Consider the following 24,308-nt stretch of genomic DNA (forward strand, 5'->3'; position numbering starts at 1 on the left):
CGAGCGACGGAGGGTCAGCCGATCGTCTTCCGGGCCAGTGTTGCGGGATCGTCTGCGTCGCAGTCTGTTCCGACCACCAGTGCGGTCAGCGCCGGTGTGTCCGGCCCGCTCATCAGGACGAGGACGGCATCGTCGTCGGCGTACCGTACGGCGCGTGAGCCGATCGGGGATCGTCCCTCGAAACCGTTCGCGTCCAGGCATTCCCGGAGACGATCTGCTCCGCCGAGGAGACCGGGATCGGTATCGCCGATCATCGCCCGCAGGGTGGAGGGTTCGAGCAGGGCCTCGTCCTCCGCTGCCGCGACGGGAACACCGGTCGGGTCGTCGCCACCGAAAGCCGTCCCACGCACGACCACCACAAGCATCACCGCCACTGCGGCCGCGACCGCGGCACCGGCCACCGCCCACCGGCGACGCCGTGCGATCGGGGACGGCACGGCCCGGACGTCGGACCGGTCGGACCGACCCTCCGCGAGTGCGGCTCCGATACGTGCGGCGATCTCGGGCGGAATCGATTCCTTCGGTGGAGCGTCGCGCAGGGCCGACAACCGCGCCTGCGTCGCATCGAGCCGCGCCAGATACGCGACGGCCTCGGGATCGCGGCGCACGCGCGGCCACAACCGGGCGGCGAGCTCCTCGTCGAGCGCCCCGGCATGCAGATCGGCGAGCAACTCCGCAGAGTACGGCGGACGCACCTCGTCCTCGTTCATGCGCGACTCTCCTCCGCGGCTCGGCATCCCTCACCAGAGTAAGACGGAGGAGGGTCACGATCGGTTCCCCTCGGAGCGAAGGTCGTCGAGAAGAACTGCGAGCCTGCTCCGCGCGCGGGCACAGCGGCTCTTCACCGTTCCCTCCGGAACACCGAGTCGTTGCGCCGCCTCCCGGACGGAGTAACCTTCCACATCCACCGCGACGACGGCCGCCCGCTGGCCGGGTGGCAGTGCGAACAGGGCGGATTCGATGTCGAGGGCGATCTCGGTGTCGTGGATGGGATCGCGCGGGGTACGCAGGTCGTGCGAATCGTCCTCGAACAGTGGGACGGTCACGCGGACACGATTGCGGCGGATGCGATCGAGGCACGCGTTGACGACGATCGAGTGCAACCAGCTGCGGACCGCGGCGTCCTCCCGGAAACCCGAGGCCCTGCGGTGCGCCGAGAGCAGTGCCTCCTGCAGCGCGTCGGCCGCGTCCTCGTTCGAGTAACTCGTCCGCCGCGCGACCTGCCACAGATGGTCGTGGTGGCGTGCCAGCAAGGCGGAGAAGGCATGCCGATCGCCTGCGACGTGTGCTGCGAGCAGCTCGGTATCCGACACCACCCCATCGGACGCCACCCCGTCCGACACACTCCCGCCGTCGTCGACACCCCCGTCGGGCACGGCGATTTTTGCGATCCCCCCGAAAATTCGCACGCGCGGATGGTAGCCGATCCGGACGATTCCGCCCGGCTGTCCGCGGTCAGCGTGCGGCTTCGAATTCCACTTCGGAGAGGGAACTCTTGTTGCTTCCGCCACTCGAGCTCAGATCGGTGATCCACACCAGCACGTGCGAGGTCTGGCCGTCCGCCTCGACCGGGATCGTGGTCTCGCCGGAAGCCAGTGTGCCCGAACCGATCACCTGCGTCTGATCGAGCGACGTCGACTCGGACGGTGCGCTGCGCACCTCGACGACCGTGCCAGGAGTGTCGGTGGTGACCTTCACCGCGGACAGCTCCGACGCGTCGGCGAGCGTGAACAGAAGCCCGACACCGTTCTTCAGCGACGGGAACGGATCGAAGTAGGCATCGGTGCTCCACGAGGTGGACGGATCACCGTCGATCGCCTGCGACGCGGTGGCGGGCGAATCGGGTGTGCCCTGAGGCGAGAACACCGACACGGAGGTCGCGGAGACCGGAGCGCTCGCCGCCGGTCGTGGCGGCGCGGCCTCGGCCTGCTCGTCGCCCGCCCCGTCCTCGGCGGGTGCCTCGGCAGTGGGGGTCAGGCCGAACTCCTGGCTCGTCAGCGGGGCATCGTTGGCGTCGCCGGCGAGCAGGTTCGCGATCCACCATCCGATGAGTGCGAGCAGCAGCACGGTCGTGGCACCGAGCGCGGCCAGGGCGATGAGCATCCGCTGCGAATGCTTCTTCTTCTGTTCCAGCGCTTCGGGATCCGCGAGTGCGTGCGTCTCCGCGGCAGCAGCGCGCTGCCCGATCCGCAGTGCTGGGATCATCTCGGTCTTCTGGTCGACGACCGACGCCTGGTCGAGGATGTGCTGCACGGTCGCGGCGGTCCGGATACCGCCGTCCTCGGACAGGGCACGCACCGCGACCGCCGAGATCTCGAACGGCACGTCGGGACGCAGGACGCGCGGCTCCACCGGCACACCGTCCTTGCGGTCGGGCTCCGGCATCCCGCCGACGGTGGCACCGCTGTGGTGCGGGACGGGAGCACCGCCCGGAGCCGACGGCTCGCCCAGCGGCCACCGTCCGGTGATGAGTCCGTACAGGCTCGCGCCGAGACCGCGCACGTCGGACATCGCATCGGAATCGGAGAACGTCGCGGGGAAGGCCAGCACGGCGTCGCCCGCCACACTGATGCGGATGCGATCGGGATGGTCGATCGACAGGGCACTGCCCGCACGGTGCGACGCCTCGGCCGCGGCCGCGAGCGCGCGGATCGCGCGTGCCGCACCGATCGGCGACGGCTCGGTGGTGGACATCTCCTTCAGCGACCGGCCGGGGGTCCACTCCGAGACGACGATGCCGCCCGAGCTACCGCGCACCACGTCGAGGACGCGGGCGAGTCCGGGCGAATTGATACGACCGAGGCGCAGGGTGCGCGAGAGCACGGCCTGCGGCGAGTCGGGGCCGGTGCCATCGGCCGCGCGCTGTTCCGCGTCGACGAAGGTCAGCGCGACCTCGCGATCGAGCTTGACGTCGAGCGCTTGCCAGAAACGCAGGCCGCGCGCGCCACCGTGCGGGGCGAGCAGACGGTAGCGACCACCGGCGACCGAGGCACCGGCGATGAGATCGGGGCCGCGCATCGGACGGCGCGGCTGGGAGGCCGGACCTGCGACACGCACCGGCGGGAGCTGCGGGGATCCGACCGGGATGACACCCGTGTCGAGGTTCGGATCGCGCGGCGGGCGCTTGCCGTCCTTGTCGGCAGACTTCTGCCGTGCGGCGGCATCGATGGTGGACTTGCCGGCAGCGTGGTCGTCGCTCACCCTCACTCCTTCGTTGTCGACTCGTCCACTTCCGGTGTGCAGACGCGGGTCGCCGCTGGGGGCCGCGAAGAACCGTGGTCGACGGCTCCCGGACCGTACCTGCTGCTGATCAGGGTACGGGAGTTGTCCGTGCGCATTGCTGCGACCGGGGACGTCCCTGATGGCGGGCATGACCTCCGTGATGGCGTCATAAGGTCCGACGCCGTAGTCGCCGTAGTCGATACGCGGCAGGATGACGGTCTTCTCGGCATCCGATTCGGCGTAGCGCGGACGTGGGACGGGGGCGGGAACCGGTGCCGCGGCGGAGGTGGTTCCGGTCTCGGGCTCGGAGGGGGCCTCCTCGACCGGGGCGGTGCCGCGCAGTGCCGCGACCTTCCGTCGCACGGCCGCCTCGATCGCGAGGATCTCGGGCACCTTGAGCAGGTACATCCCGACCAGCGCGACGAGCACCATCAGCACACCGTTGAGCCCGACCCGCACGAGCGATCCGATGCCCCCGAAGCGGTCGGCGAGGACGTCGAGTTGCAGGAGACGGTCGGTGACGAGCACGACGACCGCCGCGGCGAGCGACGCGAGCACGACGTGCCAGACGGTGCGTCCGACGTTCGCCATCTGCAGGTTGCCGAGCGTGCGGTGCAGCAGATAGCCGCCGATGAACGCTCCGACGGCGAACGCGACACCGGTGGCCGCGCCGAGGAGCAGCACCACCTGCTCGTCGTTCGCCGCGACGACGGGCGCCAGCGCGGACAGGCCGATCTTGACGGCGGTGATGCCGAGGATGATCCAGGTGGGCGTCCAGGCCTGTTCCCGGGCGTAGAACACGCGCAGGTGGATGAGCACCAGGGCGTACGGGATGAGCGTGAACGCCGACCAGCTCACCGCCTGGCCGAGGCGTTCGGCGTTGCTGCCGCCGAAGTTGCCGTAGCCGTACAGCGCGGCGCCGACCTGCGAACCCGCGATCGTCAGGAAGGTGACGATCGGGATGAGCGAGATCATGGTCAGGCGGGTTGCGACGGACAGGTCGTCGACGACGGCCGGGGTGTCGTCCGCGGCGGCGTTGCGGCTCAGGCGCGGCATGATCGCGGTGAGCACGGTGACACCGAGGACGCCGTAGGGCAGCTGCAGCAACAGCCATGCGTTGTTGTAGATCGCCGGTCCGGCCTCGTCGGCCCCCGACGACACGCGTGTGGCGAAGACCATGCCGGCCTGGCTGATCAGCACGTACAGCACGATCGCGGCGGCCATGCCACCGAACTGCCGGAGCCGGTCGTCGAGACCCCACAGCGGCCTGAGGTTGATGCCCTCGCGGCGCAGGGCCGGTACCAGGCACATCGCCTGCGTGATGACGCCGAGCAGCACACCGATGCCGAGGACGAGCAGTTTCGGATCGCTCATCCGCACCGGATCGAGGGTGATCTCGCCCGGCATCAGGTAGTAGATCACCAGCACGGTGAGGACCACGAGGTTGTTGCACACCGGGGCCCAGGCGCCCGGCTTGAACACCTGACGGGTGTTGAGGATGCCCGTGAACAGGCCCGACAGACCGTAGAACATGATCGCGGGCAGGAGCAGGTACGACAGCGCCGTGGTCAGCGACGTCGAGACCTTGCCGGACTCGTCGAGGAAGACGTGGGTGGTCAGGACCGGGGCCGCGGCGACCGCGAGAACGGTCGCGGTGCCGAGCAGCACCAGCGCCGCGGTGAACAGTCGCCGGACGAAGGCCTCACCGCCGTCGGGGTCCTCCCGCTCGGCTCGCACCAGCACCGGGACGACGATCGAGGTCAGGACGGCGCCGAGCACCAGCTCGGAGATCATGTTGGGGATCTGGTGCGCGACGGTGAACGACGATGCGACGCTCGCACCGAGCAGGGTCAGGATGAGCAGCTGCTTGAGGAAGCCGGTGATGCGGCTGACCAGGGTCGCCACGGCGATGGAGCCGGTCGCCGCGAGCAGGCTCTGCGGCTTCCTGCGGCCGGACGCGACGCCCGTGATGTCCGGCGAGGTGGTGGGAGAGTCCGACGGTCCCGGGTTCGGGTGTGTCTCCACGTCGTCCCGTGTGGAGTTCCCGGTCATTTCTCATACCCTTCGTCGGCTGGATCCGGCTCTCCCCGGAACCGGTGCAGAAGTCGTCTGCCCGCCAGGAACAGCAGGAGTGCTCCTGCACATCCCGTGACGACGGCGAGGATCTGGCCGTACGCATTGGAACGTACCGTCACCGTCGTCGAGCTGCCGAGAGGCAGGCCGGACTCGGTGGTGAGTGCGAACTCCAACCGGAGGTTCCGCGAGTCGCTGATCTGTGCCGGCACCGTGAGAGTGCGGCTGCCGCGCGGCGGGAGCTGGGTCGGTCCGATGTCGGTGATGTCCACCGTGTCGGGTGCGTCCACCTGCAGTCGCACGGTGATGCCCACGGGCAGGTCGTTGCGCGCGGTGAGCAGCAGCGGACTCTGTTCGGACGTCAGGGTGTAGACACCGCCGGTCGAGATGACCGTCACGGCGTCGTAGATGGCGTCGACGGCCTCGCGCACCTCGGCGGCGCGGTGTTCTCCGGTCGCGTAGGCACCGTCGGCGTCGGCACCGCGACGACCGGCCAGACTCATGGCGCGCAGCAGGTCCTCGCGCAGCGGGGCGGTGAACTGCTGCGGGGTGAGCTGGGCCTGCGGGTCCTCGACCAGCGCCGTCTGGATCGCGTCGAGGCGGCCGATCTGTTCCTCGGCCTCGGACACGACCGCGGCGGAGGCTCCGTCGGTGATCGCCTGTTCGGGATAGACCAGCAGCGACGCGGTCGGGTCGTTCGCGGTGTTCGCGGCCGCATCGACGAGCGCGGTGAGCGGTCGCGGCGTGGTCAGGCCCGAGCGGACGAGCGTGGAGAGCATCGACAGCACGGAGGCGGCGTCGTCGGGCGATGCCGACCAGTTCTGCGGCGGCGCGAACAGTACCGATCGGCCCGCCGCCGGCAGTGCCGACCCGGTGACCTCGCTGACCGTCGGCACCATGGCCGGCCAGGCCAGCGCGCCGAGGGCGTCCTGCAGGCGGGCCGTCGAGGAGTCGCGGGAGAGGTCGTAGCGCGCCGAGGAGGGGACGAAGGACGGCGTCTGCGGGTCGGTACCCATCCCGGCCAATGCCGCGGACGCGGACGAGTCGAACAGGGCGGCGGTGAGGCCGGACACCCCGGAGATCCGGAAGCCGTTGCCGCCCGGCGCGGTGGACGGCGTCGACGACGTGCCCGCGAGCAGGGCGCGTCCGCCCTCGACGGCGTTGTCGGACACCAGAGCGGTCACCGGGCCGTCGGCGGCGAGCATCGACCCGGTCTTCTCGGTGAGTACGCCGGAGTCGGGCCACATCACGCCCGGGGTGGAGGTGACGCCGAGGATGGAGTCGACGATGGCCGCCGGTGATTCCAGCGCGGAGTCGGTCAGGGACGAGTCGGCGAGGTCGCCGAGCGCGGTCAGGTCGACCTGCGCGAACGGCACGGCCATCGTGCAGGTCGTCGCCGCGAGGGCACGCAACCGCTCGAGCCAGGCGACCGCGGCATCGGTGCCCGAACCGGGCCGCGCGTCGCCGGTCGGTTCGTTCGGATCCTCGACGACGAGATAGTCGCGCGTCATGTTCGCGACGGTCACGAGCAGATCCGGGTCGATCGCCAGGCACAGTCCCTCGAGCACGCGGGGTTCGGTGCGGGCGGTGTCCTCGACGGCGCGCAGCAGACCGTCCAGCCTCCCGCCCTCGGCGAGCGAGACCGCGAGGTCGTCGTCGACCAGGCGGACCGGTTCGGTGCCGGAACCGGCCACGCCGGCGGCGAGCCTCGGCCGATCGGCCAGCGGCCACAGCATCGTGACCGCGGCGGGACGGGACACGTCGGGCGCTACGGCGGGGAACGCCTTCTCCTCGCTGTCGAGCAGGCCGTCGTCGGACGAGCGGGTCGTGCCCCGCGACCCGCCGCTGCCCGTCCCGCTTTCCTCGGTGAGCTCCGTGCCGTCGGTGACCTCGTCGCTCGCGGGAAGCGCGAGCACGGGCAGCAGGAAGCGTGCGTCGTCGAGACGGGCCGCGCCGCCGTACTCGGGGACACCGTTGACGTTCACCAGCAGCGGGTAGACGCCGGGAGTGTCGATGTCGAGCGACGGCACGAGATCGGAGCGCAGCGGCAGTTCGAGTTCGAAGTCGGCACGTTCGCCCTGCCCCAGCCGGTCGGCGACCTCCTCGAACTCACCGACCGTGTCGAATCCGGCCTGGTCGAGGGACAGCGAGGTGCGCAGCGCTGCGGAGTCGGAGACCACCGGCGCACGCTGCAGCCGCACCCAGACGTCCTCGACGTCCCGATCGCCGATGTTCGCCACCGTGCCGCGGACCGTGACGACGGACTCGCTCGTGAGGGTCACCGTCTGCGGCGTCACCTCGTCGATGCTCAGCTCGAGGAAGCGCGGCTCGTCGGGGTCGGTCTGGGCTGCGGCCGGGTTCGCCGAGGCCGTCTGGAGAAGAGTCGTCGGCAGAAGAGGCGTCACGCCTGCCGTTGTGAGGACGAGTACGAGCACGGCGAGCACCGCGGCGCCCGCCCGGGACACCACCACCGTCATCCGCGTGGGGCCCCCGGTTCGTCGGCATCGGGGAGTCGTGTGTGGTCCATCTCGGCGATGAGCTGATCGGCGATGTCGGCGAGCTTGCGTTCGTCGGCGTACGCCAGGCGGGTCCGCAGTTCGCGCAGCGGCACCCACGCCACCTCGGTGACCTCGACGTCCGCGTCGGAGAGTTCTCCGCCGAGATAACGCAGCAGATAGTGGTGCACGGTCTTGTGGACCCGGCGGCCCTCGGTGACGAACCAGTAGTCGATGCTGCCCAGCTCGGCGAGCACCGAGCTGCGCACTCCGGTCTCCTCGCGGACCTCGCGCATCGCGGTTTCCTCGGCGGTCTCACCCTGCTCGATGTGGCCCTTCGGCAACGACCACAGCAGGCGGCCCCGCCGATCGGTGCGGCCGATCAGGGCTGCGCAGAGCTTCTCGGGCGGACCACCGAGTCCGTCGACCACCAGACCTCCCGCGGAGGTCTCGCGGACGGTCCGCATGCGAGGTCCGGGCGAAGCGGACGATCCGGGCGAAGCGCCGTGCGCGGTCTTCTTTGCGCCCGCGCCACGCCGCCGCGAGCTGCGGCGGTTACGGTTGGCACGTTCGGCGGGCGACACCTCATAGATAGTAGATGGACCGAGGTCGGTCCCGGCTCAACCACACGAACGTGCTGCTCGGTAAGGTGCAAAGACGTGAACTCCCCCACCGCGGACACCGACCGTCGCACCCGGCTGCTCGCCGGAGCCGAGGCCACTCTGCGCGATCTGTCCGACATCCTCGCCCCGCTGGGGGCGCGATTCGCCGAAGCCGGACACGAGCTGTATCTCGTCGGGGGCAGCGTGCGCGACGCGGTGCTCGGTCGCCTCGGCACCGACCTCGACTTCACCACCGACGCGCGTCCGGAGGTCGTGCAGGAACTGCTGCGCGGATTCGTCGACCACCAGTGGGACACCGGCATCGACTTCGGGACGATCAGTGCGGTGAAGGGACTCGAGCAACTCGAGATCACCACCTTCCGCAGCGACGCCTACGACCGTGTCACGCGTCACCCCATCGTGAAGTACGGCACGAGTCTCGAGGACGATCTCGTGCGCCGCGACTTCACCGTCAACGCGATGGCCGTGCGGATCGGACCGGACGGTGCGGGCGAGTTCGTCGACCCGCTCGGCGGCATGGACTCCCTGCTCGCCGGCGTGCTCGACACCCCGGCCAAGCCCGAGGACTCCTTCCACGACGATCCGCTGCGCATGCTGCGCGCGGCGCGGTTCGTCTCCCAGCTCGGCTTCGCCCTCACCGAGCGCGTACACACCGCGATCGTCTCGATGGCCGACGAGATCCTGCGGATCAGCGCCGAGCGGGTGCAGGCCGAGCTCGACAAGCTGATCCTCGGCGACTATCCGATCGAGGGCATCGACACGATGGTCGAGACCGGTCTCGCGCAGCGGGTGATCCCCGAGATCCCCGCGATGAAGCTCGAGATCGACGAGCACCACCAGCACAAGGACGTGTACTGGCACTCGCTGACCGTCCTGAAGCAGGCCATCGACCTCGAGGACGGCGATCCCGATCTCGTCCTGCGGTGGGCCGCGCTGCTGCACGACATCGGCAAGCCCGACACCAAACGCAACGAGCCGCAGGGCGGCGTCAGCTTCCATCACCACGAGGTGGTCGGGGCGAAGCTCGTGCGCAAGCGCATGCGCGCGCTCAAGTACTCGAAGCAGATGATCGAGGACGTCAGCCGCCTGGTCTTCCTGCACCTGCGCTTCCACGGCTACGGCAAGGGACAGTGGACGGATTCGGCCGTGCGCCGTTACGTGCACGACGCCGGGCCGCTGCTGCCGAAACTCCACAAGCTGGTGCGCGCCGACTGCACGACCCGCAACAAGCGTCGTGCCGCCGCACTGCAGGCCACCTACGACGGTCTCGAGGAACGGATCGAGCGGATCGCCGCGGAGGAGGATCTCGCCAAGGTCCGGCCCGACCTCGACGGCAACGCGATCATGGAACTGCTGGGTATTCCCGCAGGTCCGTCGGTCGGCAAGGCGTGGAACTTCCTCAAGGAACTGCGGCTCGACCGTGGCCCGCTCGACCGCGACGAGGCCGAGGCCGCGTTGCTCGAATGGTGGGCGCAGCAGCAGAAGGCCTGACTCCGAACGTCCGATCTCACATCGCCGTGACGGCGGCGTGAGCCAGATGTCACCGCGTGCTCACCGCGGGTGACGCGACCGCAACACCGCTTCTCCAGCATGGACACCGGCGTAGTCGAGACGGTGTCTAGGAGTTGCGGGATGCAGGACGAGATCACCACGGTGAAATCCACCTGCTCCTACTGCGGTGTGGGATGCGGGATGCTCCTCGACGTCGCCGTCGACCCGGAGACGGGCGACCGACGCGTAGTGAGGGCATACGGAGACAAGGATCATCCGACCAACAGGGGTCGGTTGTGCACGAAGGGCGCGACGAGCGCCGAGATGCTCGCGGCCGGGGGCCGGCTCGATACGGCGTGGATGCGTTCCGAGCGGGCGGCCGAGGTCGCCCCGCTCCCCCTCGACGAGGCGATCGCCGAGACCGCGCGGCGCCTGAGCGACATCGTCGCGGCCCACGGCCCCGACGCGGTGGCCCTCTACGTCTCGGGACAGATGTCGCTCGAGGCCCAGTACGTCGCGACGAAACTCGCGAAGGGATATCTGCGCACCTCGCACATGGAGTCGAATTCGAGACTGTGCATGGCCGGCGCCGCGACCGGCTACAAGCAGTCGCTCGGCTCCGACGGCCCGCCCGGCTCGTACGAGGACTTCGACCACGCCGACGTCTTCTTCGTGTCGGGTTCCAACATGGCCGACTGCCATCCCATCCTGTTCCTGCGCATGATGGATCGGGTCAAGGCGGGAGCGCGGCTGATCGTCGTCGATCCGCGGCGCAGCGCGACGGCCGACAAGGCCGACCTGTTCCTGCAGATCACTCCGGGCACCGACCTGGCACTGCTCAACGGTCTGCTGCACCTGATCGTCGAGAACGGGCACGTCGACCGCGTCTTCGTCGAGGAGCACACCGACGGCTGGGACGCCATGGAGTCCTTCCTCGCCGACTACCCACCGCATGTCGTCGCCGAGGTCACCGGCCTGGCCGAGGCCGACATCCGCACCGCGGCGCAGTGGATCGGCGAGGCCGGCGAGTGGATGAGCTGCTGGACGATGGGGCTCAACCAGAGCACCCACGGCACGTGGAACACCAACGCGATCTGCAATCTGCACCTCGCGACCGGGGCGATCTCCCGCACCGGCAGCGGGCCGTTCTCCCTCACCGGCCAGCCCAACGCGATGGGTGGCCGTGAGATGGGATACATGGGACCGGGTCTGCCCGGTCAGCGCAGTGTCCTCTCCGACGACGACCGCGCGTTCGTCGAGGATCGCTGGTCGCTGCCGCGCGGCACGCTGCGTACCGAAGGTGGCGCCGGCACTGTCGACATGTTCGAGCGGATGGCCGCCGGAGAGATCAAGGCGTGCTGGATCATCTGCACCAATCCCGTCGCGTCGATCGCGAATCGGTCCACCGTTCTCGAGGCACTCGAGAAGGCCGAGCTGGTGATCGTGCAGGACGTCTACCGCGAGACCGAAACCGCTTCGTACGCAGACGTCCTTTTCCCCGCTGCCCTCTGGGCTGAATCCGAGTACGTCACCGTCGGATCCGACCGCACCGTCAACCTCCTGCAGCAGGCCGTCGACCCCGCCGGCGAGTCGCTGCCCGACTGGGAGATCATCGCGCGGGTCGCGCAGGGGATGGGTTTCGGCGACGCCTTCGACTATTCGAGTGCCCAGGAGATCTTCGAGGAGATCACCGGATTCGCGAATCCGCAGACCGGATACGACCTGCGCGGCATGACCTACGACCGACTGCGCGAAGGTCCGGTGCAGTGGCCGTGCCCGCCGGAGTCGGCCGAGACACGGCACCCCGTCCGCTATCTCAACGACGGGACGAGCCGGACCCCGGTGGCGCGCGAGGACGGTTCCCGTCCGCGACTGGCGTTCGCGACCCCCGACGGCCGCGCCCGCTTCTTCCCGCGCCCGCACATGCCTGCCGCGGAGATGCCGGACGACGACCACCCCTTCGTCCTGAACACCGGACGCGTCCAGCACCAGTGGCACACTCTCACCAAGACCGGGAAGGTCGAGAAACTCACCAAACTGAATCCCGGACCGTTCGTCGAGATCGATCCCGATGATGCACAGCGACTGTCGATCGTCGACGGCGACCGGGTGGAGATCGCATCGCGGCGCGGCCGGGCCGTGCTGCCGGCCGTCGTCACCGACCGGGTGCTGCCCGGGAACTGCTTCGCGCCCTTCCACTGGAACGACCTCTTCGGCGACGATCTCGCCATCAACGCCGTGACGAACGACGCCGTCGACCCGGCATCCCTGCAGCCCGAATTCAAGGTCTGCGCCGTGTCGGTGGAGAAGGTCGCGGGTGCGGTCGAACCGGTGCTCGAGAGCGGTTCGGTGCTCGACCGTCTCGAGTCCGCGCTGGGACTCGAGACGATTCCCGTACCCACCTTCGACGACATCGAACGCGGTTATCTCGCAGGCCTTCTCGCCGGACTCAGGACGGCGGACATCACTGCCGCGCCGACCCTTCCGCCGACCGCGCCGTTCCCGGCCGACAAGCGGTCATGGGTCGACGGCCTGCTCGCCGGGATGTACGCGCACTCGGCCCCGGTTCCCGGCGCGACGCCCACCGAGGCGGTGCCGGACGGGCCGGCCGTCGTCGTGGCCTGGGCATCGCAGACGGGTAATGCCGAATCCTTCGCGGCGAGTTGCGCACAACGGCTCCGCGATGCCGGTCGGGCCGTGCGACTGACGGGACTGAACGAACTCGACGTCACCGCCCTGACCGACATCGACGACCTCGTGGTCGTCACGAGCACCTTCGGCGACGGCGACCCACCCGACAACGGCGGGTCGTTCTGGCGGTCGCTCGCGGCGGACACCGCACCCGAACTGCACGGAACGCGTTACGCGGTACTGGCTTTCGGTGACTCGAGTTACGACGATTTCTGCGGCTTCGGGCGCCGTGTCGACGACCGTCTGAGCACTCTCGGCGCAACCCGCCTGACCGAACGTGTCGACTGCGAACCCGGAGAGGACGAGCGCGCGCAGAGCTGGCTCGACGCGCTCGTACCGCTGTTGGGAGGCTCGACGACCCCGGTCGCATCGGCCGCGCCGGCCCCCGCGGCCCCCGCCTACACCCGCAACTCGCCGCTCGTCACCCGGATCACCCGCAACATCGCGCTGAGCGGTGCGGGTTCGGCGAAGGACGTGCGCCAGTTCGGATTCGAGATCTTCGATCCCGCATTCGAATACGAGGCCGGCGACGCGCTCGGGGTGATGCCGACGAACGGCCCGGAGGCCGTCGACGAATGGTTGCAGGTCACCGCTCTCGACCCGGAGACCGCCGTCGAACTCGGCGACCGTCCCACCGTGCCGCTGCGCGAGGCCGCGACCCGGCACCTCGACATCACCCGAGTGACACCGGAATTGCTCCGGTTCGTGCAGAAGCAGAGCGGCAGTGCCGAACTCGCGAAGTTGCTGCGACCGGGAAACAAGATCGAGCTGCAGCAGTGGCTGTACGGGCGGCAGGCGATGGACGTCATCGCCGAGTACCCGTTCAAGGCGCCCTGGGACGAATGGAAGGACCTCCTCGGCCGTCTGCGTCCGCGTCTGTACTCGATCTCGTCGAGCCCGAAGACGAACCCGCGCGAGGTGCAGCTGACGGTGTCGGTGGTGCGCTACGAATTCGAGGGTCGCTCCCGGGCGGGTGTGTGCTCGTCGTTCCTCGCCGATCACAGCAAGGGCGTGGACATCCCGATCTTCGTGCAGCGCAACGAGCACTTCCGGCCACCGGCACCCGAGACCGACATGATCATGGTCGGCCCCGGTACGGGCATCGCACCGTTCCGCGGTTTCCTCCACGACCGTCGCGAGGCCGGGCACACGGGCCGCAACTGGTTGTTCTTCGGCGACCAGCGATCCGAGACCGACTATCTCTACCGCGACGAGATCGAGTCGATGCACGCCGACGGCTTCCTCACCGAACTGGGACTGGCCTTCTCGCGCGACCAGCGGCAGAAGATCTACGTGCAGGACCGGATGCGCGAGCACGGCGCACAGGTGTGGAAGTGGCTGCAGAACGGTGCCCATTTCTACGTGTGCGGTGACGCCGGACGTATGGCGAAGGACGTCGATGCAGCCCTGCGCGAGGTGGTGCAGGCGCACGGACGGCTCGACCGCGACGCCGCCGCGGCGTACGTCGAGCAGATGGCCGCCGACAAGCGATACGTTCGCGACGTCTACTGATCTGCTTGTCGGTCCGCAGATGCGGATATAGCGTGTCGTTCATGACGTATCTGCGGAGACACGCGTGACCTCGATCCGGATCCGCGACGCCGCGTCGTTGCTGGGGGTCAGCGACGACACGGTCCGTCGCTGGATCGACCAGGGGCTGCTGCGCGCCGGCAAGGACTCCGCCGGACGCAAGACCGTCGACGGTCGTGAGCTGGCGGAGTTCGCCCGCGCTCAGGCCGATGCCGGTCCTGATCCGCTCGGCGTGGGCAGCTCCGCCCGCAACCGCTTCGTCGGGCTGGTCACGCGCGTCGTCTCCGACACCGTCATGTCGCAGGTGGAGATGCAGTGCGGTCCCCACCGCATCGTCTCGCTCATGAGCACCGAGGCCGTGAACGAACTCGGTCTCGAGCCGGGCAGTGTCGGGGTGGCCGTCGTCAAGGCGACCACCGTCATCGTCGAGACACCCGGAGCGATCGAATGAGGCGCCGGGCGCTCGCCGCGCTCGCTGCCGGTCTCACCGCTGCGGCACTGACGTCGTGCGGCACCGGCGGTGGCGACTCGGATGTCCTCACCGTCTATGCGGCGGCCTCGCTCCGGGCGCCGTTCACCGAGATCGCCGAACGATTCGAGGAGGCGAACCCCGGAGTGTCGGTGGAATTCTCGTTCGCCGGTTCGTCCGATCTCGAGACCCAACTCGAGCAGGGTGCACCGGCCGACGTCTTCGCCTCCGCCGACACCCGGACGATGGACGCCGCTGTCGGCGCCGGACTCGTTGCCGGTGAGCCGATCCCGTTCGCGACCAACACGCTCACGATCGTCACCGAACCGGGGAACCCGAAGGACATCACCTCGTTCGACGATCTCACCGGCGACGGTCTCACTGTGGTCGTGTGCGCACCCCAGGTGCCGTGCGGGGCGGCCACCGAGCGGCTCGAGGAGACCGCCGGTGTCGAACTCGCGCCGGTGTCCGAGGAGTCGTCGGTGACCGACGTGCTCGGCAAGGTCACCTCCGGTCAGGCCGACGCCGGTCTGGTCTACGTCACGGACGCGATGGGGGCCGGTGCGAAGGTCGCCGTCGTCCCCGTCCCGGAAGCCGCGAAGATCGTCAACATCTATCCCGTTGCAGCATTGTCGAATTCCTACGATGCCGATCGCGCCGACGCCTTCGTGCGCTTCGTCACCGGTACGGACGGTCGTGCCGTCCTGGCCGACGCAGGATTCGGTGCACCGTGACCGCGACGGGACTGCCCCGGTGGTTGTTCGCCCCCGCGGCACTCGGGTTGCTGTTCGTCGTCGTGCCCCTGGTGTCGATGCTGCTCACCGTCGACTGGACGACCTTCCCCTCGCTCGTGACATCCCCGGCGTCCCTCGACGCGCTCGTCCTGAGCCTGCGCACCTCCGCGGCCGCCACGATCCTGTGCATCCTGCTCGGCGTACCGCTCGCAATGGTGCTGGCACGCAGTAGCTTCCGGTGGATATCGGTGGTCCGCGGGTTCGTCCTGCTGCCACTCGTGCTCCCCCCGGTCGTTGGTGGCATCGCCCTGCTCTACACCTTCGGCCGTCGCGGACTGATCGGAGAGCACCTCGACGCGCTCGGGATCCACATCGCCTTCACCACCACGGCGGTCGTGCTCGCGCAGACCTTCGTCGCACTGCCTTTCCTCGTCACGAGTCTCGAAGGCGCGCTGCGCAGTGCGGGTTCACGCTACGAGGACGTTGCGGCGACACTCGGTGCGCGCCCCACGACGGTCTTCCGGCGCATCACCCTGCCCCTCGTGCTGCCCGGCCTGGTCTCCGGATCGGTACTCGCATTCGCCCGTGCCCTGGGTGAATTCGGCGCGACCCTCACCTTCGCCGGCAGCCTGCAGGGGGTGACGCGCACGCTGCCGCTCGAGATCTACCTGCAGCGGGAAACCGATCCCGACGCGGCCGTCGCGCTGTCGCTCGTGCTGATCCTGGTGGCCGTCGTGATCGTCGTGGCCGTGTACTCGCGGCGGAAGGACCGGCCGCTGTGAGCCTGACGGTGCGGGCCCGGGTCGCCACACGCGACGTCGACGTCGATCTCGAGGTCGCGCGGGGTGAGATCGTCGCGGTGCTCGGCCCCAACGGAGCCGGCAAGTCGACGCTGCTGGGTGTGGTGTCCGGTCTGCTGCGCCCCGATGCGGGTCGCGTGGAACTCGCCGGTCGCGTCCTCACCGACACTGCGACGGGCGTCGCCGTGGCTCCGCACGATCGATCGGTGGTGCTGCTCGCCCAGCAGGCGCTGCTCTTCCCGCACCTGACGGTCGCGGGCAACGTCGAGTTCGCACCACGCAGTGCGGGTGCGGGCCGGCGTGAGGCCCGTGCGCGCGCCGACAGGTGGCTGCGGGAGGTCGATGCCGCAGAACTCGCCGATCGTCGTCCGCACGAATTATCGGGTGGACAGGCGCAGCGGGTCGCACTCGCGCGTGCCCTCGCGGCCGAACCGCACCTGCTGCTGCTCGACGAGCCGATGGCCGCGCTCGACGTCACCGCGACACCGGTGCTGCGGTCGTTGCTGCGACGCGTCCTGCGCGACAGCGGGCGCACGGCCCTGCTCGTCACCCACGACCCGCTGGACGTGCTCGCACTCGCAGATCGGGTGATCGTGATCGAGGCCGGTCGGATCGTCGAGGACGGGCCGGTACGCCGGGTGCTGACGCGACCGCGCAGCGCCTTCGCCGCCCGTATCGCGGGGACCAATCTCGTCACCGGAACCGTGCGGCAGGAGGCGCTGGAATCCGCGGGCGGTCTCGTCCACGGCCGGGTCCACGACAACTGTGTCCCGGGCAGGGCCGCCGTCGCCGTCTTCGCGCCGTCGGCGGTCGCCGTCTACACCGAAGCCCCGCACGGGAGCCCGCGCAACGCCCTGCGGGTGCGGATCGCGGAACTCGAGGCGCAGGGGTCGACGGTGCTCGTGCGGTCGGATACGGGTATCGCCGCGGAGATCACGACGGCGGCACTCGCCGACCTCGACCTCCATCCGGGCGACTCCGTGTGGTTCGTCGTCAAGGCCACGGAGGTGGGGATCCACCCGGCCGCGCTGAGTGCGTGATCGCTACCGCGCTGAGCGCGTGATCGTTACTGCTGTGGGTGCGTGATCAGTACCGTGTGCGCCGCACGGCGAGCACGGCGACGAGACCGACCAGGTAGACGACCCCACCGGCGACGGCCAGTTCGGGCGTGCGTCCGTCCGGGTCGATGACGAAGGCTGCCACGACGATCGCGCCGAGGAAGGCGATGTTGAAGACGGTGTCCTGCAGTGCGAAGACCTGACCTCGGCGCGCGTCGTCGATATCGATCTGCATCGCGGCGTCGCCGGTGAGTTTGATGGTCTGACCGGCGAGGCCGAGCAGGAAGGCCGCGACGAGCAACGGTCCGGCCGACACGGTAGTGACGAACGCGAACTGCACGATCGCGGCGGCGATCAACCCGACGGTGACGGTGCGCGGCCGGCCCAGCCGCGGGATCAGGATCGGTGCGAGCACCGCTGCGAGGAGCATGCCGGCGGCGGTGCAGGCGACCGCGACACCGAATCCGGAGAATCCCGCGAGCAGGTCGGAGCCATTCTCCTCGGCACGCAGGACGAGCACCATGATGAGCGTGTCGATGCCGAACACGATGCGGTGCGCGCCGATTCCGAGCATCGCGATCGTCACGCCCGGCGCTTCGAGGACGGCTCCCGCACCGGTCCGCAGACCCGCCAGAACGGTGCGGATCACGGTCCGGGGGCGTATTCCCTCGGGGCCGAGCGCATTCGCGGCGAATCCCGCTGCGGCGAACGCGCCGACGAGCGAGCCGCTCACGCCGAGAAGGACGGCCGTCCCGGAACCGGTGTCGCCCGCGCCCACGAATCCGATGGTCGCGACCGCCGTGGCGGCCCCGACCGCCGAGACACCCGAACCGACCGTCGCCAGAACGGAATTGACCGGGACGAGCCACGACTGGGCCACCACGTGTGGGAGCGAGGCCGAGACGCCTGCCAGGACGAATCTGCTCACGCCGACGGCGGCGAGCGCGAGCAGCATGAGCGGGGTCTGCGGTCCCCCGAGGAGCAACACGGCCGCGGCTGCCGCGATGAACACTCCGCGGAGCACGTTGGCCCAGACGAGGACGAGGCGCCGGTCCCACCGGTCGAGCAGGGCGCCGGCGAACGGACCGATCACCGAGTACGGCAACAGCAGCACCGCGAAGCCTGCCGCGATCGTCACCGGGTCGGTGTGACGTTCGGGGTTGAACAGGATCGCCCCGCCGAGTGCGGCCTGGAACAGTCCGTCGCCGAACTGGCTCGCGAACCGCACCCCCGTCAGTCGTACGAGACCCGGCGAGTTCCGCAGGGCGGTCGCGGTCGATCGCCACGCCCGCTGCCTGGACTGCTGCCCGGAGTCTCGCACAAGCACGACACTATCGGCTCCGCCACCATTCGACCGTGCGGGCGGCCGCCTCGTCGAGCGGGGTGGGCGACAGGCCGAGTACCTGTTCGGTGCGGGTCGAGTCCATGACGAACGGGGCATCGAACTGGTAGAGCATCTCGGCGAGTTCCTTCATGTCCCGGTTCACGTGGCCGCCGGCCCGCACCAGCCAGGACGGGATCGTCCCCACCGCGGGCGCGGGCAGGCCGGCAGCCCGCGTGAAGGCGGTGGCGATCTCACGCTGTGTCACGGCCGGTCCGGTGGGTGCGTGGATCACGGTGTTCCACACGGCCGGCTCCCCCGCCGCCGCGATCATCGCCGCCGCCAGGTCGGGAACGTAGGTGAACGAATGCGGGAGGTCGGCCGAGCCGAGTACCCGCACCTTGTTGCCGGCGAGCACGGTGGGCACCATGCGTTCGCCGGCCATCGCGTTCAGTGCCCGTGGACCGAAGAAGTCCGATGCCACGACGCTCACCGTCGGGGCACGATGGGCGGCGCGGGCGGCGAGGAGCTGCCGCCGGATGCCGCGCTTGCCGGTGTCGGCCTCGCGGGGCGAGTCCTCGGTCATGGCCCGGTCGGGTTCGCTGTACGAGTAGAGGCTCTCGGGGAAGACGACGACCGTCTTCTCCGACAGGTTCGCGGCGGCGTCGAGAACGACCCGCTCGGCGATGGGGAGTTCGCGTGCCCATACGTCGGCGCGGTAGGCCGACCCGTGGACGCACATGTACACCGCGTCGGCAACTAGTCCGTCTTCGTCGACGAGTGCTGCGGCCACGGCCTCGGGGTCCGTGACGTCGACACGCAGGCGTTCGATGCCCGCACCTTCCGGTCCGCTGCCCGATCGGGTCAGGACACGCACGCGATGTCCTTGTGCGGCAAGTTGTTCGGCGACGGTCCAGCCGACGGGTCCGGCTCCTGCGACCACCTGGAGATGCGACATGATTCCTCGATTCGGAAAGAGTGAGCACTGCTCTCTGATGGCTTCGACGATCCTCCGCGCAGCCGGGATTGTCAAGAGCGGTGCTCTCGTTTGTTGACGGTGCTCTCTGTTCGACGGCAGAATGGCCCGGTGACGACACCACGGGCGCGCGCACGCGCACAGACGATGGCCGACATCCTCCGGATCGGCCGCGAGCATCTCGGCACCCACGGAGCGGCGGCGCTGTCGCTGCGTGCCGTCGCCCGCGATCTGGGCGTCGTCTCCTCCGCCGTCTACCGCTACGTTTCGAGCCGCGACGAGCTGCTCACCCTGCTCGTCGTCGACGCCTACGACGAACTCGGCGACAGTGTCGACCGTGCCGTCGACGCGGCCGACCCCTCCGACCACCGCGAACGGTTCCTCACCCTCGGCCGTGCCGTGCGCTCGTGGGCGCTGGCCGAACCGGCCCGCTACGGGCTGCTGTACGGCAGCCCGGTCCCCGGCTACGCCGCCCCCGCCGAGCGCACCACCGCACCCGGTATCCGCGTGGTCCTGCGGCTGGCCCGGATCGTGGACGAGGCCTACGCCGCGGGTGTATTGGACGACACGGCCGCTGCCTCACCTCCGGAGAGCCTGGGGGAACCGCTGGGCCGGATCCGGGACGAGTTCTCCCTCACCGCCCCGGATTCCGTACTGGCACGCGGTCTCTGGGTGTGGCCGTCGTTGTTCGGGTCCGTGAGCTTCGAGGTCTTCGGACAGTACGGCCCCGACACTTTTCCGGACCGCGAGGTCCTGTTCGAACATCATCTCGCCTTGTTGGCACAGACCGTCGGGTTCCACCCCACGCGCCGGTGACGGCGGTGACAGAATGGCTGATGTGGCGCAGCATCAGGACGAACCCGAGGACCGCACCGCACCCTCGACACCCAGGGTGCGGGCCGGCAGCCTGCTCGTCTCCGCCACTGATCTCACCGAGCCGACCTTCCGCCGCACCGTCGTCTACATCATCGAGCACACCGATGCGGGCAGCTTCGGTGTCGTCCTGAATCGCATCAGCGACACCTCCGTCGACGCGATGCTGCCGCAATGGTCGTGGCTCGCCGCCGAACCGAAGACCCTGTTCGTCGGCGGTCCCGTCCACCGCAGTTCGGCACTGTGCCTCGGCACGCTGCGGGTGGGGGCCGACATCACCGACGTCCCCGGCATCCGCCACGTCGACGGCCGAGTGGTGATGATCGACCTCGATGCCGATCCCGGGCACATCGCCCACTACGTCGAGGGTGTGCGGATCTTCGCGGGATACGCGGGGTGGAGCGCAGGTCAGCTCGACGGCGAACTACGCAATGACGACTGGATGGTGGTTTCGGCCCTGCCCACCGATGTGCTCGCCCCCGCGCACCTCGACGTGTGGGCGAGGGTGCTGCGCCGGCAACCACTGCCGATGGCGTTGCTCGCGACCCACCCCATCGAGGTCGAACGCAACTGAGCCCCCTCGGGCGACCGGGACCGGTCAGCGGGCGTCGGCGAGAGTGTTGAGCGCGCCGGCCATCTCCTCGGCCCTCGTTGCGGTCACGGTGAATTCGTGTCCCGAGGCGGTGGTCACCACGACGGCAGGTCCGGTGCGCGTGACCAGGCCGTACCGCTTGCCACCCTTGGCCCGCAGCCCCCAGCCACCCCAGTCCTGGAACGGGCGGGTCTCGGTGACCTTCGCGCCGACGATCTCGTCGAGGTCGTATCCGAGCGCGTCGGTGGCCAGATTCGACACCCGGATCCCGTCCGCGTCGACCACCACGGTGTAGCGCAGCAGACCCAGCACGAGCAGAGCGACGGGCGCGATCAAACCCAACGGCCACCAGCTCTGCGTCGCACCGCACACGACGAGCGCGGGGATCAGGACGAGCAGCGACAGTCCCGCCGTCGTGCCCGCACCGGTGCCCACCTGCTCGACGATGGGCAGCTCGGCGCGACCGCGCGGCAGCGCCGGATCCGGAGCAACTGTCGCTGTCTTCCGTTCCCGGCCGTCGCGCAGGAGCCGTCCCCCGAACCAGCCCACCGCGATACCCGCCCACATGCCGAGCACCGCCGGCCAACCCTCCAACGCGGCCTGCGTGGCGTCGGTCGTGTCGAGCTGCCCCGCGAGACCGGCCAGGAACAGCGCGGTGATCGTGCCGGTGACCCCGAGACCGATCGCGAGCATGTAGCGACGCATGAGCAGTTGCGCCTGCGCGAGCGCGGCGATCGCGCAGCATCCGCCCCCGACGAGCACGATCAGCAGGGCGGCGGTCCACGCCGAGGTCATAGGTGATCCGAACGCGTCGGGTGTCGTGCCCGACCAGTGCGTGGCGATCTCCCCGGGCAATCGTGGGATCCACGAGCGGGTGAGCACGAGTACGGCCACGGCACACAGCAACGGAACGACCAGTCCGAGCAGCGCACCCACGGGGTCGACCTGACGCGTCGTCATGGGGTCAGCCTAGGGTGCGGGCCTCCACCGGTGCCGTCCTCGTTCCGCTCTCGTCGAACCATCCGTCGGGTCGCAGGTCGCCACCGAACCGGGGCATGTACTCGGTACACGCGAGTCGCGAGACGAGGCTGCGCCGGCTGTTCACACCGGTCTTGGTGAAGATGTTCTTCAGGTGGTCCTGCACGGTGTACGGGCTGATGAACAACCGCCTCGCGATCTCGTTGCGCGACCGTCCGGAGAGCACTTCGACGAGTACCTCCGATTCGCGTGGCGTCAGACCGTAGGCGGCGGTGACCAACGTGACGATCTCGGGCAGGCGTGCCCGCTCGAAGGTCATGACGACGCGACCGGTCCCGTCGAAGATCGCGGCGCGCAGCACCACCCATTCGCCGTCGAGGGTGCGCAGGCGCACCGTCGCGGGGGTGGGTCGTGTCCTGCGGACCTGGCGGGCGACCACGTGCGCCGGCCCGAGACGGCCCCGGACGGGACTGCCCCAGCCGAGCCGCTCGAACCAGACCGCCGCAGCGGCGGTCACGGAATCGAAGTCGTCGTCCGCCCCGATCACGACCACGGCCGGACCCGGACACCCATTCGCGACCTCCGAGTGTCGCACCCGCGCCGATGCGTCCCGCATCAGTGCCTGCGCCGATGCGTCCCGCATCAGTGCCTGCGCCGATGCATCCCGGATGAGTGTGGTGCGGAAGCCGTTCGCGATGTCGCCGAGCACGTCGTCGAGCATCGCGAGTTCGGCGTCGGTGAAGCCACGTCCCGGTTCGCGCATCAGCTCTCCGACACCCCAGCACCGACGATCGCCGTCCCGGAAGACCAACTGCAGCTCGTGTCCCATGCCCAGTTGCGACACGAGTTCGAGATAGCGGCGGTTTCCCTGTCCTGTCCCGTCACCGTCCGGTTCCCCGACGCGGCGTATCCCGGATGGGCGATGGAGGAGCACATAGAGACTGTCCGGATCGGGGTCCGGGCCGTACTCGATCTCGATCGACAACCGGAGGACCTCGATCGGGTCGTCGAGACCACGGGTGGTGAAGCCGGTGGGGACCACGACGGCAGGGTCGACGGGCGCCAGGCAACCACCGTCGTACGGAACGAAGGCGCCGAGTACGTCCATCACGTTCTCGCGGAACTGCGTGCCGTCCGCAGCCGCGGATACTGCGTCGTGGATGCCTGCCCTCAATCGCTGCGCAGAGCGCATATTTCGCAGTATCCCCCTCGAATGTGGGATTGAGAACACTTCGCGCGGCGACGAGGCTCCATGGACACGGGGACATTCAAACGGAAGTCGAGGTACCCGCCATGACCACCACTCACGCCACGCCGTTGTCCGCCGAGGATCTGGAGGTCGTGCATCTGATCCACTCCGCTCTACGCCGGGACACCGAACGTCTCGCCGACTTCGCGCAGAAGTGGCGGACCGCCGACCCCGGCACGCACGATGCGCTGCTCCTCGGCTGGCACGGATTCAGCACCGAACTGCACACGCACCACTCCATCGAGGACGCCTACGTCTGGCCGTTCATGCGGCCACGCCTCGCACACGATGCGGGGGCGATGGAGGTGCTCGATGCGATGGAGGCCGAACACGCCGTGATCGATCCGGCGTTGGCGGAGATCGAGGCCGTGCTCGACGACCGGGAGACGGCGACCGAGCGGCTCGGCGGTCTGCTCGACGGTCTCGTGACGTCGCTGGGTGCTCATCTCGCGCACGAGGAGCGGGACGCTTTCCCCTTGATCGAACAATCCATCACCAAGGAGGAATGGCACGACATCTCGATGCGGGCGTTCGGGCAACTGGACAAACGCGAGGTCTCCGAAATGCTGCCCTATCTCTTCGAGGGAGCACCGAAGGACAGCGTGGCCACAGTGCTGAAGAGTCTCCCGGTACCGGTGCGGGTGCTCAACCGGTTCTGGTGGACACCGCGCTACGCACGGGAGCGCCGCTGGGCGTGAGGACTGCCGGTGGGAGGACCGTCAGGCGGTCGGCTCGCATGCCCCGCGCAGGCTGCACGCGCCGCACGAGGTACCGCAGCCGGCCGTCTCCTCCGGCTTGGTCGCCGCAGCGACGCGCGCTGCGACGGATCCGCCGGCTCCGGCGGTGATCAGGGCGGCCACCACGGTGACGACGACCGCGATGATCCCGGCGACGGTGGGCAGCGTCAGCGACGCGACTCCACCGAGGGCGAGGAGCACCGCGGACCCGAGCATGCTGGGTGCGGCGACCTTGTTGGCGAGGGCGAACGCCTCGTCGTCACGCAGTGCGTCGGGGGTGCGCACACCGGCCCAGCGGTTGCGCGGGAGCTTGCCGGTCAGTGCCGCGACACCCACCGCGCCGACGACGAGAGCGAGCACGAAGAGCAGGACAGCGACGATGAGCACCCGACCAGG

19 protein-coding genes are annotated in these 24,308 nt (G+C 69.4%); 9 read left to right on the forward strand and 10 right to left on the reverse strand.

The features are described from left to right. Positions 1-14 precede the first annotated feature (14 nt). The 5 genes from ACNJ7K_RS06765 to ACNJ7K_RS06785 all read right to left on the reverse strand — a co-directional run bounded on the left by ACNJ7K_RS06765 (position 15) and on the right by ACNJ7K_RS06785 (position 8,374). On the reverse strand, positions 15-710 hold the full coding sequence (locus ACNJ7K_RS06765) for a hypothetical protein (protein WP_230789294.1): 696 nt from the start codon (positions 708-710) through the stop codon (positions 15-17). 54 nt (positions 711-764) lie between these two features. Continuing rightward, on the reverse strand, positions 765-1,313 hold the full coding sequence (gene sigM / locus ACNJ7K_RS06770; protein ID WP_230789938.1) for an RNA polymerase sigma factor SigM: 549 nt from the start codon (positions 1,311-1,313) through the stop codon (positions 765-767). A gap of 142 nt (positions 1,314-1,455) precedes the next feature. Beyond that, a complete protein-coding gene (murJ, locus tag ACNJ7K_RS06775) occupies positions 1,456-5,274 on the reverse strand; it encodes a murein biosynthesis integral membrane protein MurJ (RefSeq protein WP_159417118.1) in 3,819 nt (1,272 codons plus the stop codon). Further along, a complete protein-coding gene (locus ACNJ7K_RS06780; protein WP_159417119.1) occupies positions 5,271-7,772 on the reverse strand; it encodes a DUF6049 family protein in 2,502 nt (833 codons plus the stop codon). The genes murJ and ACNJ7K_RS06780 overlap by 4 nt, the downstream gene beginning before the upstream one ends. Then, positions 7,769-8,374, reverse strand: a complete 606-nt coding sequence (locus ACNJ7K_RS06785) for an NUDIX hydrolase (protein ID WP_033098068.1) — start codon at positions 8,372-8,374, stop codon at positions 7,769-7,771. The genes ACNJ7K_RS06780 and ACNJ7K_RS06785 overlap by 4 nt, the downstream gene beginning before the upstream one ends. Positions 8,375-8,449: 75 nt before the next feature. Between ACNJ7K_RS06785 and ACNJ7K_RS06790 the strand changes: the two genes are divergently transcribed. The 6 genes from ACNJ7K_RS06790 (at position 8,450) to ACNJ7K_RS06815 (ending at position 17,168) form a co-directional block, all read left to right on the forward strand. Continuing rightward, positions 8,450-9,904: a CCA tRNA nucleotidyltransferase gene (locus ACNJ7K_RS06790; RefSeq protein ID WP_268654913.1), complete on the forward strand. Its 1,455-nt coding sequence runs from the start codon at positions 8,450-8,452 to the stop codon at positions 9,902-9,904. 141 nt (positions 9,905-10,045) lie between these two features. Continuing rightward, entirely contained in the window at positions 10,046-14,107 is a 4,062-nt protein-coding gene (locus ACNJ7K_RS06795) for a bifunctional nitrate reductase/sulfite reductase flavoprotein subunit alpha (protein WP_230789282.1), read from the forward strand. 64 nt (positions 14,108-14,171) lie between these two features. After that, positions 14,172-14,576 carry a TOBE domain-containing protein gene (locus ACNJ7K_RS06800; protein WP_487041388.1) on the forward strand — a complete coding sequence of 135 codons (405 nt, stop codon included), beginning with the start codon at positions 14,172-14,174 and terminating at the stop codon, positions 14,574-14,576. Further along, positions 14,573-15,328: a molybdate ABC transporter substrate-binding protein gene (modA, locus tag ACNJ7K_RS06805; RefSeq protein WP_487041389.1), complete on the forward strand. Its 756-nt coding sequence runs from the start codon at positions 14,573-14,575 to the stop codon at positions 15,326-15,328. Before ACNJ7K_RS06800 ends, modA begins: the two co-directional genes overlap by 4 nt. Then, positions 15,325-16,110 carry an ABC transporter permease gene (locus ACNJ7K_RS06810; RefSeq protein ID WP_159417123.1) on the forward strand — a complete coding sequence of 262 codons (786 nt, stop codon included), beginning with the start codon at positions 15,325-15,327 and terminating at the stop codon, positions 16,108-16,110. Before modA ends, ACNJ7K_RS06810 begins: the two co-directional genes overlap by 4 nt. Next, a complete protein-coding gene (locus tag ACNJ7K_RS06815) occupies positions 16,107-17,168 on the forward strand; it encodes a sulfate/molybdate ABC transporter ATP-binding protein (RefSeq protein ID WP_487041390.1) in 1,062 nt (353 codons plus the stop codon). Before ACNJ7K_RS06810 ends, ACNJ7K_RS06815 begins: the two co-directional genes overlap by 4 nt. Before the next feature lie 46 nt (positions 17,169-17,214). Here ACNJ7K_RS06815 and ACNJ7K_RS06820 read toward each other — a convergent pair whose 3' ends face one another. Both ACNJ7K_RS06820 and ACNJ7K_RS06825 read right to left on the reverse strand, forming a co-directional pair. Further along, complete coding sequence (locus ACNJ7K_RS06820) at positions 17,215-18,507, reverse strand: MFS transporter (RefSeq protein ID WP_120280924.1); 1,293 nt, start codon at positions 18,505-18,507, stop codon at positions 17,215-17,217. A 10-nt stretch (positions 18,508-18,517) separates the two neighbouring features. After that, on the reverse strand, positions 18,518-19,465 hold the full coding sequence (locus tag ACNJ7K_RS06825) for an NAD-dependent epimerase/dehydratase family protein (RefSeq protein WP_230789267.1): 948 nt from the start codon (positions 19,463-19,465) through the stop codon (positions 18,518-18,520). Between the two features lie 165 nt (positions 19,466-19,630). Between ACNJ7K_RS06825 and ACNJ7K_RS06830 the strand changes: the two genes are divergently transcribed. Next, positions 19,631-20,299 (forward strand): TetR/AcrR family transcriptional regulator, encoded by a 669-nt coding sequence (locus ACNJ7K_RS06830; RefSeq protein ID WP_487041562.1) that lies wholly within the window; start codon positions 19,631-19,633, stop codon positions 20,297-20,299. A 13-nt stretch (positions 20,300-20,312) separates the two neighbouring features. Next, positions 20,313-20,930, forward strand: a complete 618-nt coding sequence (locus tag ACNJ7K_RS06835) for a YqgE/AlgH family protein (RefSeq protein WP_194293793.1) — start codon at positions 20,313-20,315, stop codon at positions 20,928-20,930. A gap of 24 nt (positions 20,931-20,954) precedes the next feature. On the opposite strand, the gene ACNJ7K_RS06840 is transcribed toward ACNJ7K_RS06835, so the two are convergent. Together ACNJ7K_RS06840 and ACNJ7K_RS06845 are read right to left on the reverse strand one after the other, a co-directional pair. Then, positions 20,955-21,908, reverse strand: coding sequence for a DUF1648 domain-containing protein (locus ACNJ7K_RS06840; RefSeq protein ID WP_487041391.1), 954 nt, complete (start codon positions 21,906-21,908; stop codon positions 20,955-20,957). Between the two features lie 4 nt (positions 21,909-21,912). Continuing rightward, positions 21,913-23,118, reverse strand: coding sequence for a helix-turn-helix transcriptional regulator (locus ACNJ7K_RS06845; protein ID WP_487041392.1), 1,206 nt, complete (start codon positions 23,116-23,118; stop codon positions 21,913-21,915). A 101-nt stretch (positions 23,119-23,219) separates the two neighbouring features. On the opposite strand from ACNJ7K_RS06845, the gene ACNJ7K_RS06850 reads away from it, so the two are divergent. Then, positions 23,220-23,873 (forward strand): hemerythrin domain-containing protein, encoded by a 654-nt coding sequence (locus ACNJ7K_RS06850; protein ID WP_120280919.1) that lies wholly within the window; start codon positions 23,220-23,222, stop codon positions 23,871-23,873. A 21-nt stretch (positions 23,874-23,894) separates the two neighbouring features. Here ACNJ7K_RS06850 and ACNJ7K_RS06855 read toward each other — a convergent pair whose 3' ends face one another. Continuing rightward, a complete protein-coding gene (locus ACNJ7K_RS06855) occupies positions 23,895-24,299 on the reverse strand; it encodes an SdpI family protein (RefSeq protein ID WP_016691037.1) in 405 nt (134 codons plus the stop codon). Between the last annotated feature and the right edge of the window lie 9 nt (positions 24,300-24,308).

This window comes from Rhodococcus shunpengi (genome assembly GCF_048381395.1).
Lineage (GTDB): Bacteria > Actinomycetota > Actinomycetes > Mycobacteriales > Mycobacteriaceae > Rhodococcus.